Genomic DNA, 21,233 nt, shown 5'->3' on the forward strand with positions numbered 1-21,233 from the left:
AAAGCTATGGCATTTAAAAAGAATAGAAAACTTAACAACGACTTCAACAAGGTCACTATTAGTTTAGCTTCTCCTGAATCTATCCTTGAGTCTTCTCATGGTGAGGTTACGCAGCCAGAAACTATTAACTATAGAACCTACAAACCTGAAATGGGTGGTTTATTCTGTGAAAGAATATTCGGACCTGTTAAGGATTGGGAATGTCATTGTGGGAAGTATAAGAGAATTCGATATAAAGGTATCATCTGCGATAGGTGTGGTGTTGAAGTAACCGAGAAAAAGGTTAGAAGAGAGCGAATGGGACACATTGAGTTGGTCGTTCCTGTTGCACACATTTGGTACTTTAAATCGTTGCCGAATAAAATAGGTTACCTACTTGGGTTACCAACAAAAAAACTGGATCAGATTATCTATTACGAAAGATATGCGGTAATCCAGCCAGGTATTAAAGAAGAGGAAGGCATTAGCTACATGGATTTCCTTACTGAGGATGAATACTTAGACATCCTTGATAAGCTTCCACGTGAGAACCAAATGCTTGACGATGATGATCCAGAAAAGTTCATCGCTAAAATGGGTGCTGAGGCGCTTGAAATGTTATTAGCGAGACTTGACTTGGATAGCATGTCATATGCACTTCGTCACCAAGCAGCTACAGATACTTCTCAACAGAGAAAGGCAGAAGCCTTAAAGCGTTTGAGAGTTGTTGAAGCTTTCCGTGATGCAAAAACTAGAATCGAGAACCGTCCTGAATGGATGATCATCAAAATGGTTCCAGTTATTCCACCAGAATTAAGACCATTAGTACCTCTTGATGGTGGTAGATTTGCAACATCAGATTTAAATGATCTATACAGAAGAGTTATTATCAGAAATAACCGTCTGAAAAGATTAATCGATATTAAAGCACCTGAAGTAATTCTTAGGAATGAGAAACGTATGCTTCAGGAAGCTGTTGACTCACTTTTCGATAATTCAAGAAAGGTAAATGCAGTTCGTTCTGATGGAAACAGAGCATTGAAATCTTTGAGTGATATGCTTAAAGGTAAGCAAGGTAGATTCCGTCAAAACTTATTAGGTAAGCGTGTGGATTACTCTGGTCGTTCTGTGATCGTAGTAGGTCCTGAGCTAAAACTACACGAGTGTGGTTTGCCTAAAAACATGGCTGCTGAGCTATTCAAACCTTTCATTATCAGAAAACTGATTGAAAGAGGAATCGTGAAAACAGTGAAGTCGGCAAAGAAAATTGTTGATAGAAAAGACCCAGTAGTTTGGGATATCCTTGAAAACGTATTGAAAGGACACCCAGTACTATTGAACAGAGCTCCTACGCTTCACAGATTAGGTATCCAAGCTTTCCAACCGAAATTAATCGAGGGTAAAGCGATTCAATTACACCCGTTAGTATGTACTGCATTCAACGCGGATTTTGATGGTGACCAAATGGCTGTGCACGTACCGCTCGGACATGATGCTGTGCTGGAAGCAAGTACACTAATGCTTTCTTCACACAATATCCTAAACCCAGCGAACGGTTCACCAGTAACAGTACCTTCTCAAGACATGGTATTGGGACTTTACTATGTGACTAAGGGAAGAAGATCGACTGATGATCATAAAGTAGCAGGTGAGGGCATGCGTTTTTACTCAGCTGAAGAAGTGATTATCGCCATGAACGAAGGAGTAGTTTCTAAGCATGCATATGTTCATGTAAAAACTACAGTTCGTGAAAACGATGAGTTGGTGGATAAAGTAATCGAAACCGTTGCAGGTCGAGTACTTTTCAACCAAAGTGTTCCTGAAGAAGTAGGATATGTAAATGAGCTATTGACCAAGAAGAAGCTTCAGAAAATTATCCAGATGGTTGTGAATATTTGCGGTATCGCAAAAACAGCCAAGTTCTTGGATGATATTAAGGAGCTAGGTTTCCAGATGGCTTATAAAGGCGGTCTTTCAATGGGATTGAATGATATTCACATTCCAGATAACAAGATAACACTAGTTGACAGTGCTAAGGAAGAAGTAGATGCGGTTTGGCAAAACTACTTAATGGGACTTATTACTGACAACGAGAGATACAATCAAGTAATTGACATTTGGACTCGTGTAAACACGAAACTTACAAATGGTTTGATGCAAGAGATGGAAGAGGATCAGCAAGGTTTCAACTCTATCTTTATGATGATGCACTCAGGAGCTCGTGGTTCTAGAGAGCAGATTCGTCAATTGGGTGGTATGAGAGGTCTGATGGCTAAGCCACAGAAAAACCTCGCTGGTTCTGTAGGAGCCATCATTGAAAACCCAATTCTATCAAACTTCAAAGAAGGACTAGATGTACTAGAGTACTTTATCTCTACACACGGTGCTCGTAAAGGTTTGGCCGATACAGCATTGAAAACTGCCGATGCAGGTTACCTAACAAGACGTTTGGTAGATGTAGCGCAGGATTGTGTGGTGAATGAAGAAGATTGTGGTACACTAAGAGGATTGACAGTTTCTGCACTAAAAGATAATGAAGATGTGGTTGAGCCACTATCAGAAAGAATCTTAGGTAGAGTGTCTGTTCACGATGTATACGATCCAATCTCTGAAGAACTACTTGTAGCTTCTGGTGATGAAATCACTGAAAAAATAGCTGATTTAATAGATCAAACAGCTATAGAAGAAGTAGAAATCAGATCAGTATTGACCTGTGAGACTAAGAAAGGTGTTTGTGCTAAGTGTTATGGTAGAAACTTATCTACCAACAAAATGGTACAAAGAGGAGAAGCTGTCGGTGTAATTGCTGCACAGTCGATCGGTGAGCCAGGTACACAGCTTACACTAAGAACGTTCCACGTAGGTGGTACAGCGTCAAACATTGCGGTTGATGCTACTGTAAAAGCTAAGTTTGCTGGAGAGATTGCTTTTGAAGAATTAAGATCACTACCAACTACTAATGACGAAGGAGATAAAATCAATATCGTGATGGGTAGAACTGGAGAAATTCAGATTGTTGATCCTAAGACTAAGAAAGTCCTTATCTCGAATCACGTGCCTTACGGAGCTATCCTAGAAGTTAAGGAAGGACAGAAAGTTGAAAAGGATGACCAACTTTGTAAGTGGGATCCATACAATGCTGTAATTCTTTCTGAATTCGATGGAGTTATTGAGTTTGATGCGATCGAAGAAGGTATTACTTATAAGGAAGAGTTTGATGAGCAAACTGGTCACAGAGAGAAAGTAATTACTGATACCAAAGATAAAACGAAGAACCCTGCTGTTGTGGTTAACGCAAAGGCAGATTCTAAAGCATACAATATTCCTGTTGGAGCCCACTTAGCTGTCGATGCTGGTGATAAAGTAAAAACAGGTCAGCCATTGGCTAAGATTCCAAGAACAATGGGTAAATCAAGGGATATCACTGGTGGTCTTCCTAGAGTGACAGAATTGTTTGAGGCGCGTAACCCATCTAACCCGGCCGTTGTGTCTGAAATTGATGGTGTTGTAACCTACGGTGGAATTAAGAGAGGTAACCGAGAAATCTTCATCGAATCTAAGGATGGAGTGAAGAAGAAGTACATGGTGCCATTGTCTAAACACATTCTTGTTCAAGACAATGACTTTGTAAGAGCAGGTTACCAATTATCTGATGGTGCAACTACACCAAACGATATTCTAAATATTCAAGGACCAACAGCTGTACAAGAGTACTTGGTAAATGAAATTCAGGAAGTTTATCGTTTACAAGGTGTTAAGATTAACGATAAGCACATTGAGGCCATCGTTAAGCAAATGATGCAGAAAGTTGAGATTATGGATGCTGGAGATACTCAATTCCTTCCAGGTCAAGTAGTAGACAAATTCTTCTTCAGAGAAGAAAATGATGCTATCCTTGATATGAAGGTAGTATCTGAGGCTGGAGATTCAGAAAACTTGAAGCCAGGGCAGATCGTTACGCCGAGAGATCTTAGAGATGAGAACTCAAGCTTGAGAAGAAAAGACATGAAGTTAGTGGAAGTTAGAGATGCGCAACCAGCCGTTTCTAAGCCTAAACTTCAAGGAATTACTCAAGCCTCATTAGGTACTGATAGCTTTATTTCAGCTGCATCATTCCAGGAAACTACTAAAGTATTGAGTGAAGCTTCTATTAGAGGTAAAGCTGATACACTAAATGGTCTGAAGGAAAATGTAATTGTTGGTCACTTGATTCCTGCGGGAACAGGTATGAGACATTACAATGACCTGATCGTAGGTAGTCAAGAGGAATATGACAAGTTACTAGCTGCTAAAGAAGCTTACAGAGCTCAGGCAGAAGAAAGTGAAAGCGTAGAACTCTAAGAAAATGGCAGATCAGAACGAGCAAGCAAACCAAAATCAATTGAATATTGAATTGTCCGAAGAAGTTGCGGAAGGTCAATATGTAAACTTGGCGATGATTGCTCATTCGAATAGCGAGTTCGTAATAGATTTTATTAAAATGATGCCGGGAGTTCCCAAGGCAAAAGTGAAATCGAGAATTGTGATCACGCCAGAACATGCCAAGCGTTTGCTTTACGCCTTAAAAGACAACATCGATAAGTTCGAGAAAAACTTTGGGCCAATTAAGCAAAGCGAAGAACCACCAAAGTTTCCAATGAATTTTGGAGGCACAGTGGGAGAAGCTTAGAGTGTAAATAGAATAGAGAAAAAAGGGTTGCTTCGGCGACCCTTTTTTTATGTCTAAACCGCGAGAGCACAGATTTTTAGAACAATTAGCTCAATCCTATTTTATTTAAGATGAGGTGTTTGTTTCAAAAAGTTCTTTCGTTACCTTTGCAGTCCGAAAATTGCAACTAGGAAAAAATTAATTTAAAAACAATTGTAAATGCCTACTATACAACAACTAGTAAGAAAGGGTAGAAAGAAGTTGACTTCTAAGTCAAAGTCTCCTGCGCTGGACAGCTGCCCACAAAGAAGGGGTGTTTGTACAAGGGTATATACGACTACACCTAAAAAGCCTAACTCAGCTATGAGAAAAGTAGCAAGGGTAAGGTTAACCAATGGTAAAGAGGTGAACGCATATATCCCTGGTGAAGGTCACAACCTTCAAGAACACTCAATTGTCTTAATCAGAGGAGGAAGAGTAAAAGACCTTCCAGGAGTAAGATATCATATTATTCGCGGTGCATTAGATACTGCAGGAGTAAGCGGAAGACTTCAGAGAAGATCGAAGTATGGCGCTAAACGTCCAAAAGACAAAAAATAGACAATCAAATAAGCAATGAGAAAAGCTAAACCAAAGAAGAGATATATTCTTCCCGATCCTAAGTTCCATGATACTTTGGTAACAAAGTTTGTGAACTACCTGATGGTCGATGGAAAGAAGAGTATTGCCTACAACACGTTCTACAAAGCAATGGATATTGTAGAAGAGCGAACTGGTGAGAATGGTCTTGAAACTTGGAAGAAAGCATTGAGTAACATCATGCCGTCAGTCGAAGTGAAAAGTAGAAGAGTAGGTGGTGCTACTTTTCAAGTACCTATTGAGGTAAGACCAAATCGTAAAACCTCACTAGGTATTAAATGGATGATCATGTTTGCTCGTAAGAGAGGTGAGAAAACCATGACTGAAAAACTAGCTGGAGAAGTAATTGCTGCTTCAAAAGGTGAGGGTGCTGCCGTCAAGAAAAAAGATGACACGCACAGAATGGCTGAAGCCAACAAAGCATTTTCACACTTTAGATTTTAATTCCTAGACTAAAATGGCAAGAGATTTAAAACTAACTCGGAATATTGGTATCGCAGCACACATTGATGCTGGTAAAACAACTACCACCGAGCGTATTCTATATTATACAGGTGTATCTCATAAAATCGGTGAAGTTCACGATGGAGATGCTACAATGGACTGGATGGAACAGGAGCAAGAAAGAGGTATCACAATTACCTCAGCTGCAACAACTGTATTCTGGCCATATAAAAACAATGAGTATCATATCAACATTATTGACACCCCGGGTCACGTTGACTTCACAGTTGAAGTAAACAGATCATTACGTGTTCTTGACGGGTTGGTATTTTTATTCTCAGCAGTTGATGGTGTAGAACCTCAATCTGAAACAAACTGGAGACTTGCAGATAACTATAAAGTTGCTCGTATCGGGTTTGTAAACAAAATGGACCGTGCTGGTGCTGATTTCCTAATGGTTTGTGGCCAGGTAAAGGAAATGTTAGGTACGAAAGCAGTACCTCTTCAATTACCAATCGGTGCAGAAGATTCATTCAGAGGAGTAGTTGACCTTGTAGAGAACAAGGCAATTGTTTGGAATGAAGCTGACCAAGGGATGACTTTCGAAGAAATCGAAATCCCTGCTGATATGGTTGATGAAGTTGCTGAGTACAGAGAAGGCTTACTGGAAGCGATCGCTGAGTATGATGACTCATTATTAGAGAAATTCTTTGAAGATCCTGATTCAATCACGAAAGACGAGATTTTAGCCGCTTTAAGACAAGCGACAATCAACTTGGATTTCGTTCCGATGATGTGTGGATCAGCATTCAAAAATAAAGGAGTTCAAACACTACTAGACTACGTGATGGAATTACTTCCTTCTCCAGTAGATAGAGATAGTATTGTTGGAATTGATCCTGATACAGAAGAAGAAACGTCTAGAAAACCTTCTCCGGAAGAGCCGTTTGCATCATTAGCATTTAAAATTGCTACTGACCCATTTGTAGGAAGACTTTGTTTCGTAAGATCATATTCAGGAATGCTTAATTCTGGATCTTATGTATATAACACAAGAACCAACAAGAAAGAGCGTATTTCTAGAATCTTCCAAATGCATGCTAACAAGCAGAACGCTATTGATAGTCTTCACGCTGGTGATATTGCTGCAGTTGTAGGATTTAAGGATATCAAAACAGGAGACACACTTTGCGATGAGAAGAATAAGGTAATCTTCGAATCAATGGACTTCCCTGATCCAGTAATTGGATATGCAATTGAGCCTAAAACTCAAGCGGATGTGGATAAACTAGGTATGGCAATTGCCAAACTAGTTGAAGAAGATCCAACGCTTAAAGTAAATACTGATGAGGAAACTGGTCAGACTATTTTAAGAGGTATGGGAGAGCTTCACTTAGATATCATCATGGATCGTATGAGACGTGAGTTCAAAGTAGAAGTAAACCAAGGTGCACCGCAGGTAGCTTATAAAGAATCTATCAACTCAACAGTTGAGCATAAAGAGGTTTATAAGAAGCAGTCAGGTGGTAAAGGTAAGTTTGCAGATATCGTATTTGAGCTTGGTCCTGCGGATGAAGATCACGAAAAAGATGGTCTGCAATTCGAAAATGGCATTACTGGTGGTGTGATTCCTAGAGAATTCATTCCTTCAGTAGAAAAAGGATTTGCATCAGCAATGGTCAATGGTCCTTTAGCTGGTTACCCACTCGAAAGAATGAAAGTGAGATTATTCCACGGTTCATTCCACGATGTGGATTCAGATGCTCTTTCTTTTGAAATGGCAGCAAGACTAGGTTTCAAAGAAGCAGCTAGGAAAGCAGCTCCAAAATTGATGGAACCAATTATGTCGGTGGATGTAGTGACTCCAGATGAATATACTGGTAGTATTACAGGTGACCTTAACCGTAGAAGAGGAATGATGAAAGGTATGGATACCAAAGGTACTTCCACTGTTGTAAAAGCAGACGTACCACTATCAGAGCTTTTTGGTTATGTTACTGATTTGAGAACAATGTCTTCAGGTAGAGCTACTGCTTCATTGACATTCTCTCATTATGAAGCCGTACCGAACAATATTGCCGAAGAGGTGATCAAGAAATCAAAAGGAGAATAAGCTGTAAATTTTACTATAATGACACAGAAAATTAGAATCAAATTAAAGTCATACGATCACAACTTGGTGGATAAGTCATCAGAGAAAATTGTGAGAGCAGTAAAAACTACTGGAGCCGTAGTTAGTGGTCCTATTCCACTACCAACAGTGAAAGAGAAATTTACAGTATTGAAGTCACCACACGTGAACAAAAAGGCACGTGAGCAATTCCAGCTTTGTACTTACAAAAGATTAGTAGATATCTACTCTTCAAGTGCAAAAACTGTGGATGCTTTGATGAAGCTTGAATTACCTTCAGGTGTAGATGTAGAGATCAAGGTTTAATTACCTAGTTATTATAAAACAAAAGGGGCTCACTGTAAAGTGAGCCCCTTTTTTGTGAATTTTTTTTGCAATAGGTTTTTACTTTGCCACTCTCCCTTTGAGTGTAAGACGCTATTAATTAAAGGCTTAACGAAACAAATTTCGAACAATAATGTGAGGCAAAAAGGCCATTAAACTTCAGAATGTAAATATCACTGACGTATTGGAAAAATTACCCCTCTTTTTTTAAACCCCTGCCTTGTAACAAAATATTAAATTCCTATCTTTGCAATCCGTTTTGCGGGAGCCCTATGTTTATGGGTTAGAAAATGATTTAAAAGATGTCTGGAATTATCGGAAAAAAAATCGGAATGACTAGCGTATACAGTGTCGATGGACGTAATGTCGCATGCACGGTGATAGAAGCTGGTCCTTGCGTAATAACGCAAGTAAAAAATCAAGAGACAGACGGATACCAAGCTGTTCAATTGGCTTATGGAGAGCGTAAGGAGAAAAATACTCCAAAAGCGTTAAAAGGGCACTTTAAAAAGGCCAACACAACTCCAAAGAAAAGTGTAGTTGAGTTTAGAGATTTCCGAGAGGAGTTCGAAGGAATGGTAGCCTTAGGTAATGAGATCACTGTTGGAGATGTATTCAAAGAAGGTGATTTTGTTGATGCCATTGGAACTTCAAAAGGTAAAGGTTTCCAAGGGGTAGTAAAAAGACATGGCTTCGGTGGTGTTGGTCAGGCTACTCACGGACAGCACAACAGATTAAGAGCCCCGGGTTCTATTGGTGGTGCTTCATATCCTGCAAGAGTATTTAAAGGTACACGTATGGCAGGTAGAATGGGTAATGATCGTGTAACGGTGATTAACCTTGAAGTCATGAAAGTTGTACCAGAAAAGAACCTTATCGTAGTGAGTGGTTCTGTTCCAGGAGCAAATAATTCAATCGTAGTCCTAGAGAAATAAGAAGATGGAGATTGCAGTATTAAAAAATAGTGGAGAAGACACTGGAAGGAAAGTTACCCTTGCAGATGATATCTTCGGTATTGAACCAAACGATCACGCCATCTACCTAGATGTAAAGCAGTTTTTGGCAAACCAACGTCAAGGAACGCACAAGTCTAAGGAAAGAGCAGAAATCTCTGGTTCTACTAGAAAAATAAAGAAACAAAAGGGAACAGGTACAGCCAGAGCTGGTAGTATTAAGTCTCCTGTTTTCAGAGGTGGTGGACGTGTATTCGGCCCTAAGCCAAGAAATTACGGTTTTAAGTTAAATAAAAAGCTAAAAGCTTTAGCGCGTAAGTCAGCAATGACCTACAAAGCGAAAGAAAATAGCTTGATGGTATTGGAAGATTTCTCTTTCGAAGCACCAAAGACTAAAGACTTTGTGAATGTTTTAAACAGCTTATCTGTAGCCGACAAAAAGACTCTTTTTGTGGTATCAAACACAGATAAGAATGTGGCACTTTCTGGCCGAAACATTCAAAATGCTAAGGTGACTACTACAGATGAATTAAGTACTTACGATGTGCTTAATGCTGACAAAATGTTGATTAGCGAATCTTCTGTTGAAAAACTTCAAAACCTACTAAAGTAAGATAGACATGAGTGTTTTAAAGAAACCTTTAGTAACAGAGAAAGTATCAGGCCTTAATGAAATCGGTAAATACGGTTTTATAGTAGATGAAACTGCTAACAAGGTAGAGATCAAAAAAGCTGTTGAAGAAATGTATGGTGTTACAGTAGAAGATGTAAACACTATGAGATACCAAGGCAAATTGAAGTCTAGGTTTACAAAAGCTAGAGTGATCTCTGGTAGAAAGAATTCCTTCAAGAAAGCAATTGTTACAGTTGCCGAAGGAGAAGTTATAGATTTTTACAGCGGCATTTAATTAGAGAGCAATGGGCGTTAAGAAACTAAGACCAATGACACCGGGAACAAGGGGCAGAATAGCTCCTGATTTCGCAGATGTAACAACGGCTACTCCTGAGAAGTCCTTGTTGGCTCCTCTGAAGAGATCCGGCGGTAGAAATAACAGCGGTAAAATGACCATGAGATACTTAGGTGGTGGTCATAAAAGAAAATTGAGAATCGTTGACTTCAAAAGAGAGAAGTTTGACGTGCCGGCTACTGTTAAAACTATAGAATACGATCCATCAAGATCTGCGAGAGTAGCATTGCTATACTACGCTGATGGAGAGAAAAGATATATAATTGCTCCTAACGGACTTCAAGTTGGTCAGACAGTTGTGTCTGGTGAAGGTGTAGCTCCTGAAGTGGGTAATGCATTGCCATTGTCAAAAATTCCTTTGGGTACAATTGTACATAATGTTGAGTTTAAACCTGGTAAGGGTGCGGCATTGGCGAGAAGTGCAGGTTCATATGTACAGCTTGTTGCGAGAGAAGGTAAATACGCAACGTTGAAATTACCTTCTGGCGAAATGAGAAACATTTTGGTAACGTGTATGGCGACTATCGGTTCAGTGGGTAACGCTGAGCACATGAACGTGAGATTAGGTAAAGCTGGTCGAAAAAGATGGTTAGGTAGACGTCCAAGAGTAAGAGGTGTGGTAATGAACCCAGTCGATCACCCAATGGGTGGTGGTGAAGGTAAGTCATCTGGAGGGCATCCAAGATCAAGAAATGGTCTTTATGCTAAAGGTCAGAAGACTAGAACACCTAAGAAATACTCGAATAGATTGATAATTGGTAAAAAGAAGAAATAATGGCACGTTCATTAAAAAAAGGACCTTATATCGATTTCAGGCTTGAGAATAAAGTCGAAGCCATGAATGGTTCTGGTAAGAAGTCAGTAATCAAAACATGGTCAAGAAGATCAATGATATCACCTGACTTTGTAGGTCATACCTTCGCTGTACATAACGGAAATAAATTTATTCCTGTCTTTGTAACTGAAAATATGGTAGGTCACAAATTCGGAGAATTTGCTCCAACCAGAAACTTTAGAGGTCACATTGCTAAAAAGGATAAGAGAAGATAATGGAAGCTGTAGCTAAACTAAATAATGTTCCTACTTCTGCTCGTAAAATGAGGATGGTTGCTGATATGATCAGAGGCCAGCGAGTAAACAGAGCATTGAACATCTTGAAATTCGAATCTAAGGAAGGTGCTGCGAGACTAGAGAAATTGTTGTTATCAGCAATTGCTAACTGGCAGAGCAAAAATGAGGATGAGAGATTAGAAGATGCAGATCTTTTTATCAAGTCTATCACCGTTGACGGTGGCCGTATGCTGAAAAGATTGAGACCTGCTCCACAAGGTAGAGCTCACAGAATCAGAAAAAGATCGAATCATGTAACACTAGTTATCGCTTCTAAGAACGAAGCTGCTGTTACCGCTGACGTAGTTGAAGAAGTAATTAACGAAACTGAGAATAATTAAAGATGGGACAGAAAGTAAATCCTATTGGTTTCCGCTTAGGTATCATCAGAGGTTGGGACTCTAACTGGTATGGTGGTAAAGACTTCCCAAGCAAATTGGTAGAAGACCAGGAAATCAGAAAATACATCAATGCAAGGATCCCTAAGGGAGGAATCTCTAAGATCATCATTGAGCGTACCATCAAAAGAATTACGATTACTGTACATACTGCTAGACCAGGAGTTGTTATTGGTAAAGGCGGACAGGAAGTTGATCGTATCAAGGAAGAATTGAAGAAATTGACTGGCAAAGATGTTCAGATCAATATTTTCGAAATCAAACGTCCTGAATTAGATGCTAAGCTAGTAGGTGAGTCAATCGCACAACAGCTTAAAGCAAGAATTTCCTACAGAAGAGCTATGAAGCAAGCAATTGCTTCTGCTGTAAGAGTAGGCGCACAAGGTATTAAAATCAAATGTTCTGGTAGATTAGGTGGTGCTGAAATGGCACGAACTGAAATGTACAAGGACGGAAGAATACCTTTGCATACACTCAGAGCTGACATCGATTATGCCATCTCTGAAGCCGATACTGTTTATGGTAAAATCGGTATCAAAGTGTGGATATTCAAAGGTGAAGTATTAGGCAAGAGAGACCTTTCTCCAAACGTGGGTGCTGGAAACAGCAACATGGGTGGCGACCGTAGAGGTGGCGGAGGAAGACGTCCTAATAGAAGTAACAACAGAAAGAAGTAATCGCCTTTTTAAAAGAATTAGAAGATGTTACAGCCAAAGAGAACTAAATATAGAAAAATGCAGAAGGGCCGTGTAAGTGGACTTGCACAAAGAGGTCACACACTGTCTTTTGGAACATTTGGTATTAAGTCACTAGAGCCAGGATGGATTACAAGCCGTCAGATAGAAGCTGCTCGTATCGCTATGACAAGAGCGATGAAAAGAGAAGGTCAAGTTTGGATAAGAATTTTTCCAGACAAGCCAGTGACAAAGAAGCCTGCTGAGGTACGAATGGGTAAAGGTAAAGGTGCTCCTGATTATTGGGTAGCAGTTGTTAAGCCAGGGACCATTTTATTCGAATCTTCAGGAGTTAATATAGAATTAGCTAAGGAAGCCTTGAGATTAGCCGCTCAGAAACTTCCGATATCTACAAAATTTGTTGTTCGTAGAGATTACGTTGGAGGATAGTTATGAAGAATTCAGAAATCAAAGCTCTAGAAATTGAAGAGCTAAACGAAAAACTAAGAGCTGAGGAAGATGGTATCCAAAAGTTGAAATTTGCTCACGCAATTTCTCCTATTGAGAATCCGATGAAAATCAGAGAGGCAAAAAAGTTAATCGCAAGATTAAAAACAGAAATAAGGGCTAAGGAACTTGCTAAATAGATGAGCATGGAAACCAGAAATCTGAGAAAAGAAAGAGTCGGGATAGTAACCAGCAACAAAATGGATAAAACCATTACAGTAGCTGTTGAAAGGAAAGAAAAGCACCCGATGTATGGAAAGTTTGTTAAGAAGACTTCCAAATTTGCGGCTCATGACGAAAAAAATGATTGTGGTATCGGAGATACTGTAAAGATCATGGAGACTCGTCCGCTGAGTAAAAACAAGCGTTGGAGATTAGTTGAGGTAATTGAAAGAGCTAAGTAATTATGATCAGGCAAGAATCAAGACTTAACGTAGCGGATAACAGTGGTGCCAAAGAGGTGCTTTGTATTCGTGTATTAGGTGGTACTAAAAGAAAGTACGCCAGTGTAGGTGACATGATCGTGGTCTCAGTAAAATCTGCTCACTCATCTAGTAGCCTTAAGAAAGGTACCGTATCTAAAGCTGTAATAGTTAGAACAAAGAAAGAAGTAAGAAGGAAAGACGGTTCTTACATCAGGTTCGAAGATAACGCTGCTGTATTATTGAATCAGAATGACGAGCCAAGAGGTACTCGTATGTTTGGTCCAGTTGCGAGAGAATTGCGTGAAAAGCAATTCATGAAAATTGTTTCACTAGCTCCAGAGGTACTATAATTATGACTAAGGCAAACAAACTTCACGTCAGAAAGGGAGACAAGGTTAGAATTCTTTCTGGTAACTATAAGGGAAAAGAAGGTGAAGTATTAGAAGTTCAACCTTCTAAATACAAAGCCATCGTTTCAGGTTGGAACATTGTTTCAAAACATGTTAAACCATCCGCTGAAAATCCCAATGGTGGAATAGATAAAGTTGAAGCTCCTATTCATTTATCAAATCTTATGGTCATAGATCCTGCTACAGGTAAGGCTGCAAGAACTGGTAGACAGTTGAATAGCGAAGGGAAACTAGAAAGATATTTTAAAACCAAGAAATAGGTTATAAAAAATGGCTAGTCCTAGATTAAAAGATAAGTATAAAGAGGAAATCATTCCTGCTTTAAAAGATAAATTCCAGTATACAACTGTTATGCAAGTACCTAAAATCACGAAAGTGGTTGTAAACAAAGGTATTGGTGGAGCAGTCGCTGATAAGAAATTGGTTGATATTGGAGTAGAAGAGTTAACCACAATCACTGGACAGAAAGCTGTGGCTACTGTGGCAAAAAATTCAATCTCGAACTTTAAGTTAAGAGAAGGAATGCCTATCGGTGCTAGAGTGACACTAAGAGGTGATCAAATGTATGAATTCATCGATCGACTTTTGAATATCGCTTTACCAAGAGTAAGAGATTTCAGAGGTGTGAAAGACAAAGGTTTTGATGGCCGAGGAAATTATACATTAGGAATTAAAGAGCAGATTATATTCCCAGAGATCTCAATCGATAAGATTAAAGCGATATCTGGTATGGACGTTACGTTTGTAACAACTGCTAATTCCGATGAAGAAAGTTACGAATTGCTAAAGGCGTTTGGTATGCCTTTCGCTGGAGGCAAAAAAAATAACGACTAGAAATGGCTAGAGCATCCATAAAAGCAAGAGAAAGAAAAAGAGAAAGACTTGTTGCTAAGTTCGCTGAAAAGCGTGCAAGATTGAAAGCAGAAGGCGACTACATTGGTTTAGATAAACTGCCAAGAAACGCTTCTCCTGTAAGATTGCACAATAGATGTAAACTAACAGGTCGTCCTAAAGGATACATGAGAAAGTTTGGTATCTCAAGGGTGACATTCAGAGAAATGGCTTCAGCTGGAAAAATTCCAGGTGTTACCAAGGCAAGTTGGTAAACTGTTTTTCTTTTATTAACTAAAAATATTTAATACCTTTGCAGGCCGGTTTAAGGCCGGAAGGTATTTAACATTTAAAAAAAGTACAATTCTGGGAGATATCGCCAGAAGAACCGAGTTAGTCGATAAATGTTGACTAACAAAAAACAAAACAATGACTGATCCAATAGCAGATTATTTAACGCGACTAAGAAACGCCATCAGTGCGAATCACAGAATAGTCGAAGTTCCTTCGTCTAAGGTGAAGAAGGAAATCACAAAGGTACTGCATGACAAAGGCTTCATTCAGAACTTCAAGTTCGAGCAAGCTGGACCTCAGGGTAATATTAAAATTGCCTTAAAGTACAATCCATCTACAAAACAACCAGCCATCGTTAAGCTCGAAAGAATTAGCAAGCCTGGTTTGAGAAAATATGTTGGTGCGGCCGAGCTTCCAAGAGTTTTAAATGGTCTTGGTATAGCTATCGTTTCTACTTCTAAAGGTATTATGACTGATAAGGAAGCTAGATCACAGCATATTGGCGGAGAAGTATTGTGTCACGTATACTAAGAAGGGAGAAAGACAATGTCACGAATAGGTAATCAACCCATTAATCTGCCAGAAGGTGTTTCTTTAGATATTACAGCTGAAAATGTAGTAACTGTAAAAGGACCTAAAGGAGAATTAAGTAGAGAAATCAATCCTGAAATTAAGCTTACTGTTAATGAGGGAGTGCTTAGCGTAGAAAGACCTACGGAGCAAAAAAGACATAAAGCGTTACACGGACTATATCGTTCACTGATTAATAACATGGTTATTGGTGTGCACGAGGGATTCAAAAAAGAATTGGAGCTTGTTGGTGTAGGATATAAAGCAGCTGTTTCTAATAATATTTTAGAGCTAAACTTAGGATACTCACATAATATTTATGTGGCTGTTCCAGAGGAAGTGAAAACAGAAGCAAAAATGGAAAAGGGTAAGAATCCTCTTGTAACATTGCACAGTGCTGATAAAGAACTTATCGGTCAAGTTGCTGCTAAAATTAGATCACTTAGGAAAATTGAACCTTACAAAGGGAAAGGTGTCAGATTTGTGGGTGAGCAGATTAGAAGAAAAGCTGGTAAAACTGCTGCTAAATAATAGATATCATGGCTGTTAGAAATAGTAGACTAAGAATAAAGCAAGGTATTAGAACTAAGATTTCTGGTACTACAGAGAGACCTAGAATTTCAGTGTTCAAAAGTAACGCTCAGATTTATGCTCAAATTATTGATGACGAGAAAGGACATACAATTGTATCTGCCTCTTCGTCAGAGCTAGGTGCTAAAGAAAACACCAACGTCGCGATGTCTAAGGAAGTAGGGAAGAAGTTGGCAGAGAAAGCAGTTGCTTCAGGTATCACTAGCGTGGTATTTGATAGAAACGGTTATGTATATCACGGAAAAGTAAAAGCTTTGGCGGAAGGTGCTAGAGAAGGCGGCCTTAAATTTTAATTGAGATGACACAAAAAGTAAGAAATATTAAGGCTAGTGACATCGACTTGAAAGAAAAAGTTGTTGCCATTAAAAGAGTTGCCAAAGTAGTTAAAGGTGGTAGAAGATTCAGCTTCTCTGCAATTGTTGTAGTAGGAGATGGTAATGGTGTAGTTGGATACGGACTTGGTAAAGCCAATGAGGTGACAGACGCTATCACTAAAGGTATCGATGATGCTAAAAAGAACTTAGTGAAAGTACCTATTTTCAAAGGTACGGTTCCTCACGAAGTTCTTGGTAAATATGGCGGAGGTTTAGTACTAGTTAAGCCAGCTTCTGAAGGTACAGGAGTAATAGCTGGTGGTGCTATGCGTGCTGTATTTGAAAGCGCGGGTGTACATAACGTACTAGCGAAGTCTAAAGGATCTTCGAATCCACATAACGTTGTAAAGGCTACTTTCGATGCATTATTGCAAATGAGAGATCCATTGGCTGTTGCACAACAAAGAGGTGTCGAGTTAAGCAAAGTTTTTAACGGTTAAGAGATCATGGCAAAGGTTATTATCACCCAAGTAAAAAGTACCATTGATAGACCCGAGAGACAAAAAAGGACTATAAAAGCCTTAGGTCTTGGGAAAATCAACAGATCTGTTGAAGTAGAAAATACACCTCAGATTGCTGGTATGATTAATAAAGTAAATCACCTTGTATCTGTAAAGGAAGCATAAGATGAAACTGAATACATTAACGCCTGCAGAAGGCTCTACAAAAAATAATAAAAGGATAGGACGTGGTACTGGTTCTGGTAGAGGTGGAACCTCGACAAGAGGACACAAAGGTGCTAAGTCAAGATCTGGATATTCACGTAAATCTGGCTTCGAAGGAGGTCAAATGCCTTTACAGAGACGTGTACCTAAATTTGGTTTCACCAGCCCGAACAGAGTTGAGTACAAAGCCATTAACTTAGACACACTTCAGGAACTGGCTGAAAAGACTGGTGAAGCTACGATTAACGTAGAGACGCTAATCGCTAATGGTTTGGCTGGAAAGAATGACCTAATTAAGGTTCTAGGACGAGGCGAGTTAAAATCAAAAGTAGATGTAACTGCTCACAAGTTTTCTGCGTCTGCATTAGCAGCAATCGAGAAAGCAGGAGGAACAGGCACAAACATTTAATTTCATGAAGAAATTCATTACCACCATAAAGAACATTTTTTCCATTGAAGAGCTGAGAAATCGAATCTTAGCAACTTTGGGATTCTTGGTCATATTCAGACTTGGTTCATTCGTAGTATTGCCAGGTGTTGACCCAACACAATTGGTAGATGCTGACGGTGGTATTTTTGGAATTCTAAATTCATTATTAGGAGGTTCTTTTTCCAGAGCCTCTATCTTTGGTTTGGGTATCATGCCATATATCTCTGCGTCAATTGTGATTCAGTTGATGACGGTGGCCGTGCCTAGTTTCCAGAAAATGCAAAAAGAAGGAGAGTCAGGACGTAAGAAACTGACTCAAATCACTCGCATCCTAACGATCCTTGTGACATTAGCGCAGAGTTTCGGTTACATCAAAACAGCGATCATCGCTCCAGGAGCTGTATCTCCAAGCGTAGATCAAAACTTATTCATGGTGTCGTCAATGATCCTCTTAACTGCTGGTACAATGTTCTGTATGTGGTTAGGGGAGAAAATTACTGATAAGGGAATTGGTAATGGTATTTCTATGCTAATTATGATTGGAATTATTTCTAGTCTTCCAGCAGCAGCAATCAACGAGTTTTATGTTACTAATGGATTGAATAATGCATTATTCTCGATTGTTGAGATTGTAGCGTTATTTGGTGTCGTTATCGTGACCGTAGCTTTAGTACAGGCGACGCGCCGAATTCCAGTACAATATGCTAAGCAAGTAGTTGGAGGTAAAGTGTATGGCGGTCAGCGCCAGTTTATACCATTGAAAGTAAATGCTTCTGGTGTAATGCCGATTATTTTTGCTCAAGCACTGATGATTTTGCCAACACTTATTGGCCAGATTTGGGCCGATTCAAGCGATTTTTGGTTAAAGGTTACACAAGCATTTGTGAATCCTTTCTCTTGGCAGTATAACTTAGTATTTGCGCTATTGATTATAGCATTTACATTCTTCTATACTGCGATTACAGTCAATCCTTCAAGCATGGCGGATGACTTAAAAAGAAACGGTGGTTTTGTACCAGGTATTAAGCCTGGAAAACCAACTTCCGATTTTATCGGAGACGTAATGGATAGAATTACATTACCAGGATCAATTTTTCTAGCGATTATTGCCATCCTACCGACATTTGCTTACAACGCAGGCGTAGGACAAAATTTCTCTTATTTCTACGGAGGAACATCGCTATTGATTATGGTCGGAGTAATACTAGACACACTACAGCAGATTGAAAGTTACCTACTCATGAGACATTATGAGGGTATGATGAAATCTGGCAAGATGAGAGGAAGATCTCAGAATATGGCAGTTGCGTAAAATGATATTTTACAAGACTGAGGAAGAAATTGAACTCATTCGTGAGAGTGCTCAAATATTAGGCAAAGCTCACGGAGAAGTAGCCAAGCATGTAAAGGCTGGCATAAGAACAAAAGATCTGGACAAGATAGCTGAAGAGTTTATCGCAGATCATGGAGCCAAAGCATCTTTTAAAGGATACAATGGATTTCCAGCAACGCTTTGTATTTCAGTGAATGAAGTAGTAGTTCACGGTTTTCCTAGCGAATATGAATTGAAAGACGGTGATATAATCTCTATAGATTGTGGAGTCTTCTACAAAGGTTTTCATAGCGATTCCGCTTATACTTACCCGGTAGGAGATATCCCCTCAGAGACATTAGCACTTCTTAAAGCAACGAAAGAGTCGTTGTATAAAGGTATTGAAGAAGCCAGGTTTGGAAATCGAATTGGTGATGTAGCTTTTGCTGTCCAAAATTATGTGGAAGAAAGAGGTTACACAGTAGTGAGAGAATTGGTTGGTCATGGTTTAGGCAGAAGTCTACATGAAGGACCAGAAGTTCCGAATTATGGTAAACGCGGCAGAGGACCGAAGTTGAATGAAGGTTTGGTAATAGCTATTGAGCCAATGGTCAATTTGGGTGTTCGCAACATTGTTCAAGAAAGCGATGGATGGACTATAAGAACGAGAGATCGGGCACCGTCGGCGCATTATGAGCACACAGTCGCTATCTTCAAGGATAGAACAGAAGTTTTAACAACGCATAAATACATAGAAGAAGTAGTAAAACTTTAATATGGCTAAACAAGGATCTATAGAACAAGACGGAACAATCGTAGAGGCATTGCCCAACGCGACTTTCCGTGTAGAATTGGAAAATGGACATATTGTGCTAGCGCATATCTCTGGTAAAATGAGAATGCACTACATTAAAATATTACCTGGAGACAAAGTAAAACTTGAAATGTCTCCTTATGATTTAACTAAAGGAAGAATTACTTACCGGTATAAATAAAAAACGATGAAAGTAAAGGCGTCCATCAAAAAGCGTAGCGCTGATTGTAAGGTAATCCGTAGAAACGGAAAGCTTTACGTGATTAACAAGAAGAATCCTAGATTCAAACAAAGACAAGGATAATTATGGCAAGGATTTCAGGAGTAGATATTCCAGATCACAAAAGATCAGAAATTGGTTTAACATACATTTTTGGTATCGGCCGTAGCTCAGCAAACTATGTGTTGAACAAGGCAGGTATCGATGTAAATACCAAAATTGGTGATCTCGATGATGATCAGCAAAAAGCAATCAGAACCATCATTGGTGAAGAGTTTAAAATTGAAGGTGTACTTAAATCAGAAGTACAATTGAACATCAAGCGTTTGATGGATATCGGTTGTTATAGAGGTTTAAGACACAGAAGAGGCTTGCCAGTTCGTGGTCAGCATACGAAGAACAACTCTAGAACCAGAAAAGGTAAGAGAAAGACTGTTGCTAACAAGAAAAAGGCTACTAAGTAATAACAGCTTATAAAATATTATAAAGATGGCTGAGAAAAGAAAAGATAAAGCAAGAAAGAGAATTGTACAGGTGGATGCACTTGGACAGGCGCACATCAAGGCGTCTTTCAATAACATCATCATCTCTTTGACCAACCAACAAGGTCAAGTGATCTCTTGGGCTTCGGCAGGAAAAATGGGCTTTAAAGGCTCAAAAAAGAATACACCTTATGCTGCACAACAAGCAGCTCAAGACTGTGCTCAAAAAGCATATGACTTAGGTTTAAGAAAAGTAGAAGTCTTTGTGAAAGGACCTGGTGCGGGTAGAGAATCTGCCATCAGAACTATCCAAAATACTGGTATTGAAGTTACGCTGATAAGAGATGTAACACCACTACCACACAATGGATGTCGTCCTCCAAAAAGAAGAAGAGTTTAATTTAGATATTATTAGTAATGGCAAGATATAGAGGTCCAAAGGCTAAAATTGCAAGGAGATTTAATGATCCTATTTTTGGTCACAGCAAAGCATTACAAAAGAAGGCTTATCCTCCAGGCCAGCACGGCAGAGGAAGAAGAAAGAAGCAGTCTGAATATGCAATCCAGTTAATGGAAAAGCAAAAAGCTAAATACACTTATGGTGTATTAGAAAGACAATTCGCTAACCTTTTTGATAAGGCTTCAAGAAGATCAGGTATTACGGGTGAAATCTTACTTCAATTATTGGAGACTAGATTGGATAACGTAGTATACAGATTGGGAATAGCTCCAACAAGAAGAGGAGCGAGACAATTAGTGTCTCACAAACACATTACCGTAAACGGCGAGGTGTTAAATATTCCTTCTTATCACGTATTAGAAACTGACGTGATTGGTGTAAGAGAGAAATCAAAATCTCTTGAAGCAGTTACTGACAGTTTGGGTGCAAATTCTGTACAGAAGTACCCATGGTTAGAATGGAATAAAGCAGAGATGACAGGTAGAATGATCAACGTGCCAGCAAGAGAAGATATTCCTGAGAATATCAAAGAGCAGTTGATAGTCGAGCTTTACTCTAAATAATACATTTAAGAACCTTA

Annotated in this window: 33 protein-coding genes; all 33 read left to right on the plus strand. The window is 39.2% G+C overall.

Annotated features, from left to right (window positions below):
- The first annotated feature begins 6 nt into the window (after positions 1–6).
- The 33 genes from rpoC (at position 7) to rpsD (ending at position 21,216) form a co-directional block, all read left to right on the plus strand.
- Positions 7–4,320, plus strand: coding sequence for a DNA-directed RNA polymerase subunit beta' (rpoC, locus tag BFP71_RS08320; RefSeq protein ID WP_069835029.1), 4,314 nt, complete (start codon positions 7–9; stop codon positions 4,318–4,320).
- 4 nt (positions 4,321–4,324) lie between these two features.
- Positions 4,325–4,648, plus strand: a complete 324-nt coding sequence (locus BFP71_RS08325; RefSeq protein WP_069835030.1) for a DUF3467 domain-containing protein — start codon at positions 4,325–4,327, stop codon at positions 4,646–4,648.
- A gap of 198 nt (positions 4,649–4,846) precedes the next feature.
- On the plus strand, positions 4,847–5,227 hold the full coding sequence (gene rpsL / locus BFP71_RS08330) for a 30S ribosomal protein S12 (protein WP_069835031.1): 381 nt from the start codon (positions 4,847–4,849) through the stop codon (positions 5,225–5,227).
- Positions 5,228–5,242: 15 nt separating this feature from the next.
- Positions 5,243–5,710 (plus strand): 30S ribosomal protein S7, encoded by a 468-nt coding sequence (gene rpsG, locus BFP71_RS08335; protein ID WP_069835032.1) that lies wholly within the window; start codon positions 5,243–5,245, stop codon positions 5,708–5,710.
- Between the two features lie 13 nt (positions 5,711–5,723).
- On the plus strand, positions 5,724–7,823 hold the full coding sequence (gene fusA / locus BFP71_RS08340) for an elongation factor G (RefSeq protein WP_069835033.1): 2,100 nt from the start codon (positions 5,724–5,726) through the stop codon (positions 7,821–7,823).
- 18 nt (positions 7,824–7,841) lie between these two features.
- Complete coding sequence (rpsJ, locus tag BFP71_RS08345) at positions 7,842–8,147, plus strand: 30S ribosomal protein S10 (RefSeq protein WP_069835034.1); 306 nt, start codon at positions 7,842–7,844, stop codon at positions 8,145–8,147.
- 320 nt (positions 8,148–8,467) lie between these two features.
- Entirely contained in the window at positions 8,468–9,100 is a 633-nt protein-coding gene (rplC, locus tag BFP71_RS08350) for a 50S ribosomal protein L3 (protein WP_069835035.1), read from the plus strand.
- Positions 9,101–9,104: 4 nt separating this feature from the next.
- Positions 9,105–9,731, plus strand: a complete 627-nt coding sequence (rplD, locus tag BFP71_RS08355) for a 50S ribosomal protein L4 (RefSeq protein ID WP_069835036.1) — start codon at positions 9,105–9,107, stop codon at positions 9,729–9,731.
- A gap of 7 nt (positions 9,732–9,738) precedes the next feature.
- A complete protein-coding gene (gene rplW, locus BFP71_RS08360; RefSeq protein ID WP_069835037.1) occupies positions 9,739–10,026 on the plus strand; it encodes a 50S ribosomal protein L23 in 288 nt (95 codons plus the stop codon).
- 10 nt (positions 10,027–10,036) lie between these two features.
- Positions 10,037–10,861: a 50S ribosomal protein L2 gene (gene rplB, locus BFP71_RS08365; RefSeq protein ID WP_069835038.1), complete on the plus strand. Its 825-nt coding sequence runs from the start codon at positions 10,037–10,039 to the stop codon at positions 10,859–10,861.
- Entirely contained in the window at positions 10,861–11,136 is a 276-nt protein-coding gene (rpsS, locus tag BFP71_RS08370; RefSeq protein ID WP_069835039.1) for a 30S ribosomal protein S19, read from the plus strand. Before rplB ends, rpsS begins: the two co-directional genes overlap by 1 nt.
- Positions 11,136–11,537: a 50S ribosomal protein L22 gene (rplV, locus tag BFP71_RS08375; protein ID WP_069835040.1), complete on the plus strand. Its 402-nt coding sequence runs from the start codon at positions 11,136–11,138 to the stop codon at positions 11,535–11,537. The genes rpsS and rplV overlap by 1 nt, the downstream gene beginning before the upstream one ends.
- 2 nt (positions 11,538–11,539) lie before the next feature.
- Positions 11,540–12,271: a 30S ribosomal protein S3 gene (gene rpsC, locus BFP71_RS08380; protein WP_069835041.1), complete on the plus strand. Its 732-nt coding sequence runs from the start codon at positions 11,540–11,542 to the stop codon at positions 12,269–12,271.
- 24 nt (positions 12,272–12,295) lie between these two features.
- Positions 12,296–12,718: a 50S ribosomal protein L16 gene (gene rplP, locus BFP71_RS08385; RefSeq protein WP_069835042.1), complete on the plus strand. Its 423-nt coding sequence runs from the start codon at positions 12,296–12,298 to the stop codon at positions 12,716–12,718.
- Between the two features lie 2 nt (positions 12,719–12,720).
- Positions 12,721–12,915 (plus strand): 50S ribosomal protein L29, encoded by a 195-nt coding sequence (gene rpmC / locus BFP71_RS08390; RefSeq protein ID WP_069835043.1) that lies wholly within the window; start codon positions 12,721–12,723, stop codon positions 12,913–12,915.
- Positions 12,916–12,921: 6 nt separating this feature from the next.
- Positions 12,922–13,179, plus strand: a complete 258-nt coding sequence (rpsQ, locus tag BFP71_RS08395) for a 30S ribosomal protein S17 (protein ID WP_069837006.1) — start codon at positions 12,922–12,924, stop codon at positions 13,177–13,179.
- A gap of 2 nt (positions 13,180–13,181) precedes the next feature.
- The gene (rplN, locus tag BFP71_RS08400; protein WP_069835044.1) at positions 13,182–13,550 is read left to right on the plus strand and encodes a 50S ribosomal protein L14; all 369 of its coding nucleotides are present in this window, start codon (positions 13,182–13,184) and stop codon (positions 13,548–13,550) included.
- A 2-nt stretch (positions 13,551–13,552) separates the two neighbouring features.
- Complete coding sequence (gene rplX / locus BFP71_RS08405) at positions 13,553–13,870, plus strand: 50S ribosomal protein L24 (RefSeq protein ID WP_069835045.1); 318 nt, start codon at positions 13,553–13,555, stop codon at positions 13,868–13,870.
- A gap of 10 nt (positions 13,871–13,880) precedes the next feature.
- Complete coding sequence (gene rplE, locus BFP71_RS08410; protein WP_069835046.1) at positions 13,881–14,444, plus strand: 50S ribosomal protein L5; 564 nt, start codon at positions 13,881–13,883, stop codon at positions 14,442–14,444.
- 2 nt (positions 14,445–14,446) lie between these two features.
- Entirely contained in the window at positions 14,447–14,716 is a 270-nt protein-coding gene (gene rpsN / locus BFP71_RS08415) for a 30S ribosomal protein S14 (RefSeq protein WP_069835047.1), read from the plus strand.
- A 154-nt stretch (positions 14,717–14,870) separates the two neighbouring features.
- Entirely contained in the window at positions 14,871–15,266 is a 396-nt protein-coding gene (gene rpsH / locus BFP71_RS08420) for a 30S ribosomal protein S8 (protein ID WP_069835048.1), read from the plus strand.
- 15 nt (positions 15,267–15,281) lie between these two features.
- On the plus strand, positions 15,282–15,836 hold the full coding sequence (gene rplF / locus BFP71_RS08425) for a 50S ribosomal protein L6 (protein ID WP_069835049.1): 555 nt from the start codon (positions 15,282–15,284) through the stop codon (positions 15,834–15,836).
- An 8-nt stretch (positions 15,837–15,844) separates the two neighbouring features.
- Positions 15,845–16,189, plus strand: coding sequence for a 50S ribosomal protein L18 (gene rplR, locus BFP71_RS08430; protein WP_069835050.1), 345 nt, complete (start codon positions 15,845–15,847; stop codon positions 16,187–16,189).
- 5 nt (positions 16,190–16,194) lie between these two features.
- The gene (rpsE, locus tag BFP71_RS08435; RefSeq protein ID WP_069835051.1) at positions 16,195–16,710 is read left to right on the plus strand and encodes a 30S ribosomal protein S5; all 516 of its coding nucleotides are present in this window, start codon (positions 16,195–16,197) and stop codon (positions 16,708–16,710) included.
- 6 nt (positions 16,711–16,716) lie between these two features.
- Complete coding sequence (gene rpmD, locus BFP71_RS08440; RefSeq protein ID WP_069835052.1) at positions 16,717–16,896, plus strand: 50S ribosomal protein L30; 180 nt, start codon at positions 16,717–16,719, stop codon at positions 16,894–16,896.
- A 1-nt stretch (position 16,897) separates the two neighbouring features.
- Complete coding sequence (rplO, locus tag BFP71_RS08445) at positions 16,898–17,344, plus strand: 50S ribosomal protein L15 (RefSeq protein WP_069835053.1); 447 nt, start codon at positions 16,898–16,900, stop codon at positions 17,342–17,344.
- A gap of 4 nt (positions 17,345–17,348) precedes the next feature.
- Positions 17,349–18,677, plus strand: a complete 1,329-nt coding sequence (gene secY / locus BFP71_RS08450) for a preprotein translocase subunit SecY (protein WP_069835054.1) — start codon at positions 17,349–17,351, stop codon at positions 18,675–18,677.
- Between the two features lies 1 nt (position 18,678).
- Complete coding sequence (gene map, locus BFP71_RS08455) at positions 18,679–19,452, plus strand: type I methionyl aminopeptidase (protein ID WP_069835055.1); 774 nt, start codon at positions 18,679–18,681, stop codon at positions 19,450–19,452.
- 1 nt (position 19,453) lies between these two features.
- Positions 19,454–19,672: a translation initiation factor IF-1 gene (gene infA, locus BFP71_RS08460; protein ID WP_069835056.1), complete on the plus strand. Its 219-nt coding sequence runs from the start codon at positions 19,454–19,456 to the stop codon at positions 19,670–19,672.
- 6 nt (positions 19,673–19,678) lie between these two features.
- Positions 19,679–19,795, plus strand: a complete 117-nt coding sequence (gene ykgO / locus BFP71_RS19145) for a type B 50S ribosomal protein L36 (protein ID WP_045460160.1) — start codon at positions 19,679–19,681, stop codon at positions 19,793–19,795.
- Between the two features lie 2 nt (positions 19,796–19,797).
- Entirely contained in the window at positions 19,798–20,175 is a 378-nt protein-coding gene (gene rpsM / locus BFP71_RS08465) for a 30S ribosomal protein S13 (protein WP_069835057.1), read from the plus strand.
- A gap of 25 nt (positions 20,176–20,200) precedes the next feature.
- Positions 20,201–20,593: a 30S ribosomal protein S11 gene (gene rpsK / locus BFP71_RS08470; protein ID WP_069835058.1), complete on the plus strand. Its 393-nt coding sequence runs from the start codon at positions 20,201–20,203 to the stop codon at positions 20,591–20,593.
- Positions 20,594–20,610: 17 nt separating this feature from the next.
- On the plus strand, positions 20,611–21,216 hold the full coding sequence (gene rpsD / locus BFP71_RS08475) for a 30S ribosomal protein S4 (protein WP_069835059.1): 606 nt from the start codon (positions 20,611–20,613) through the stop codon (positions 21,214–21,216).
- The last annotated feature ends 17 nt before the right edge of the window (positions 21,217–21,233 follow it).

The organism is Roseivirga misakiensis, assembly GCF_001747105.1.
GTDB lineage: Bacteria > Bacteroidota > Bacteroidia > Cytophagales > Cyclobacteriaceae > Roseivirga > Roseivirga misakiensis.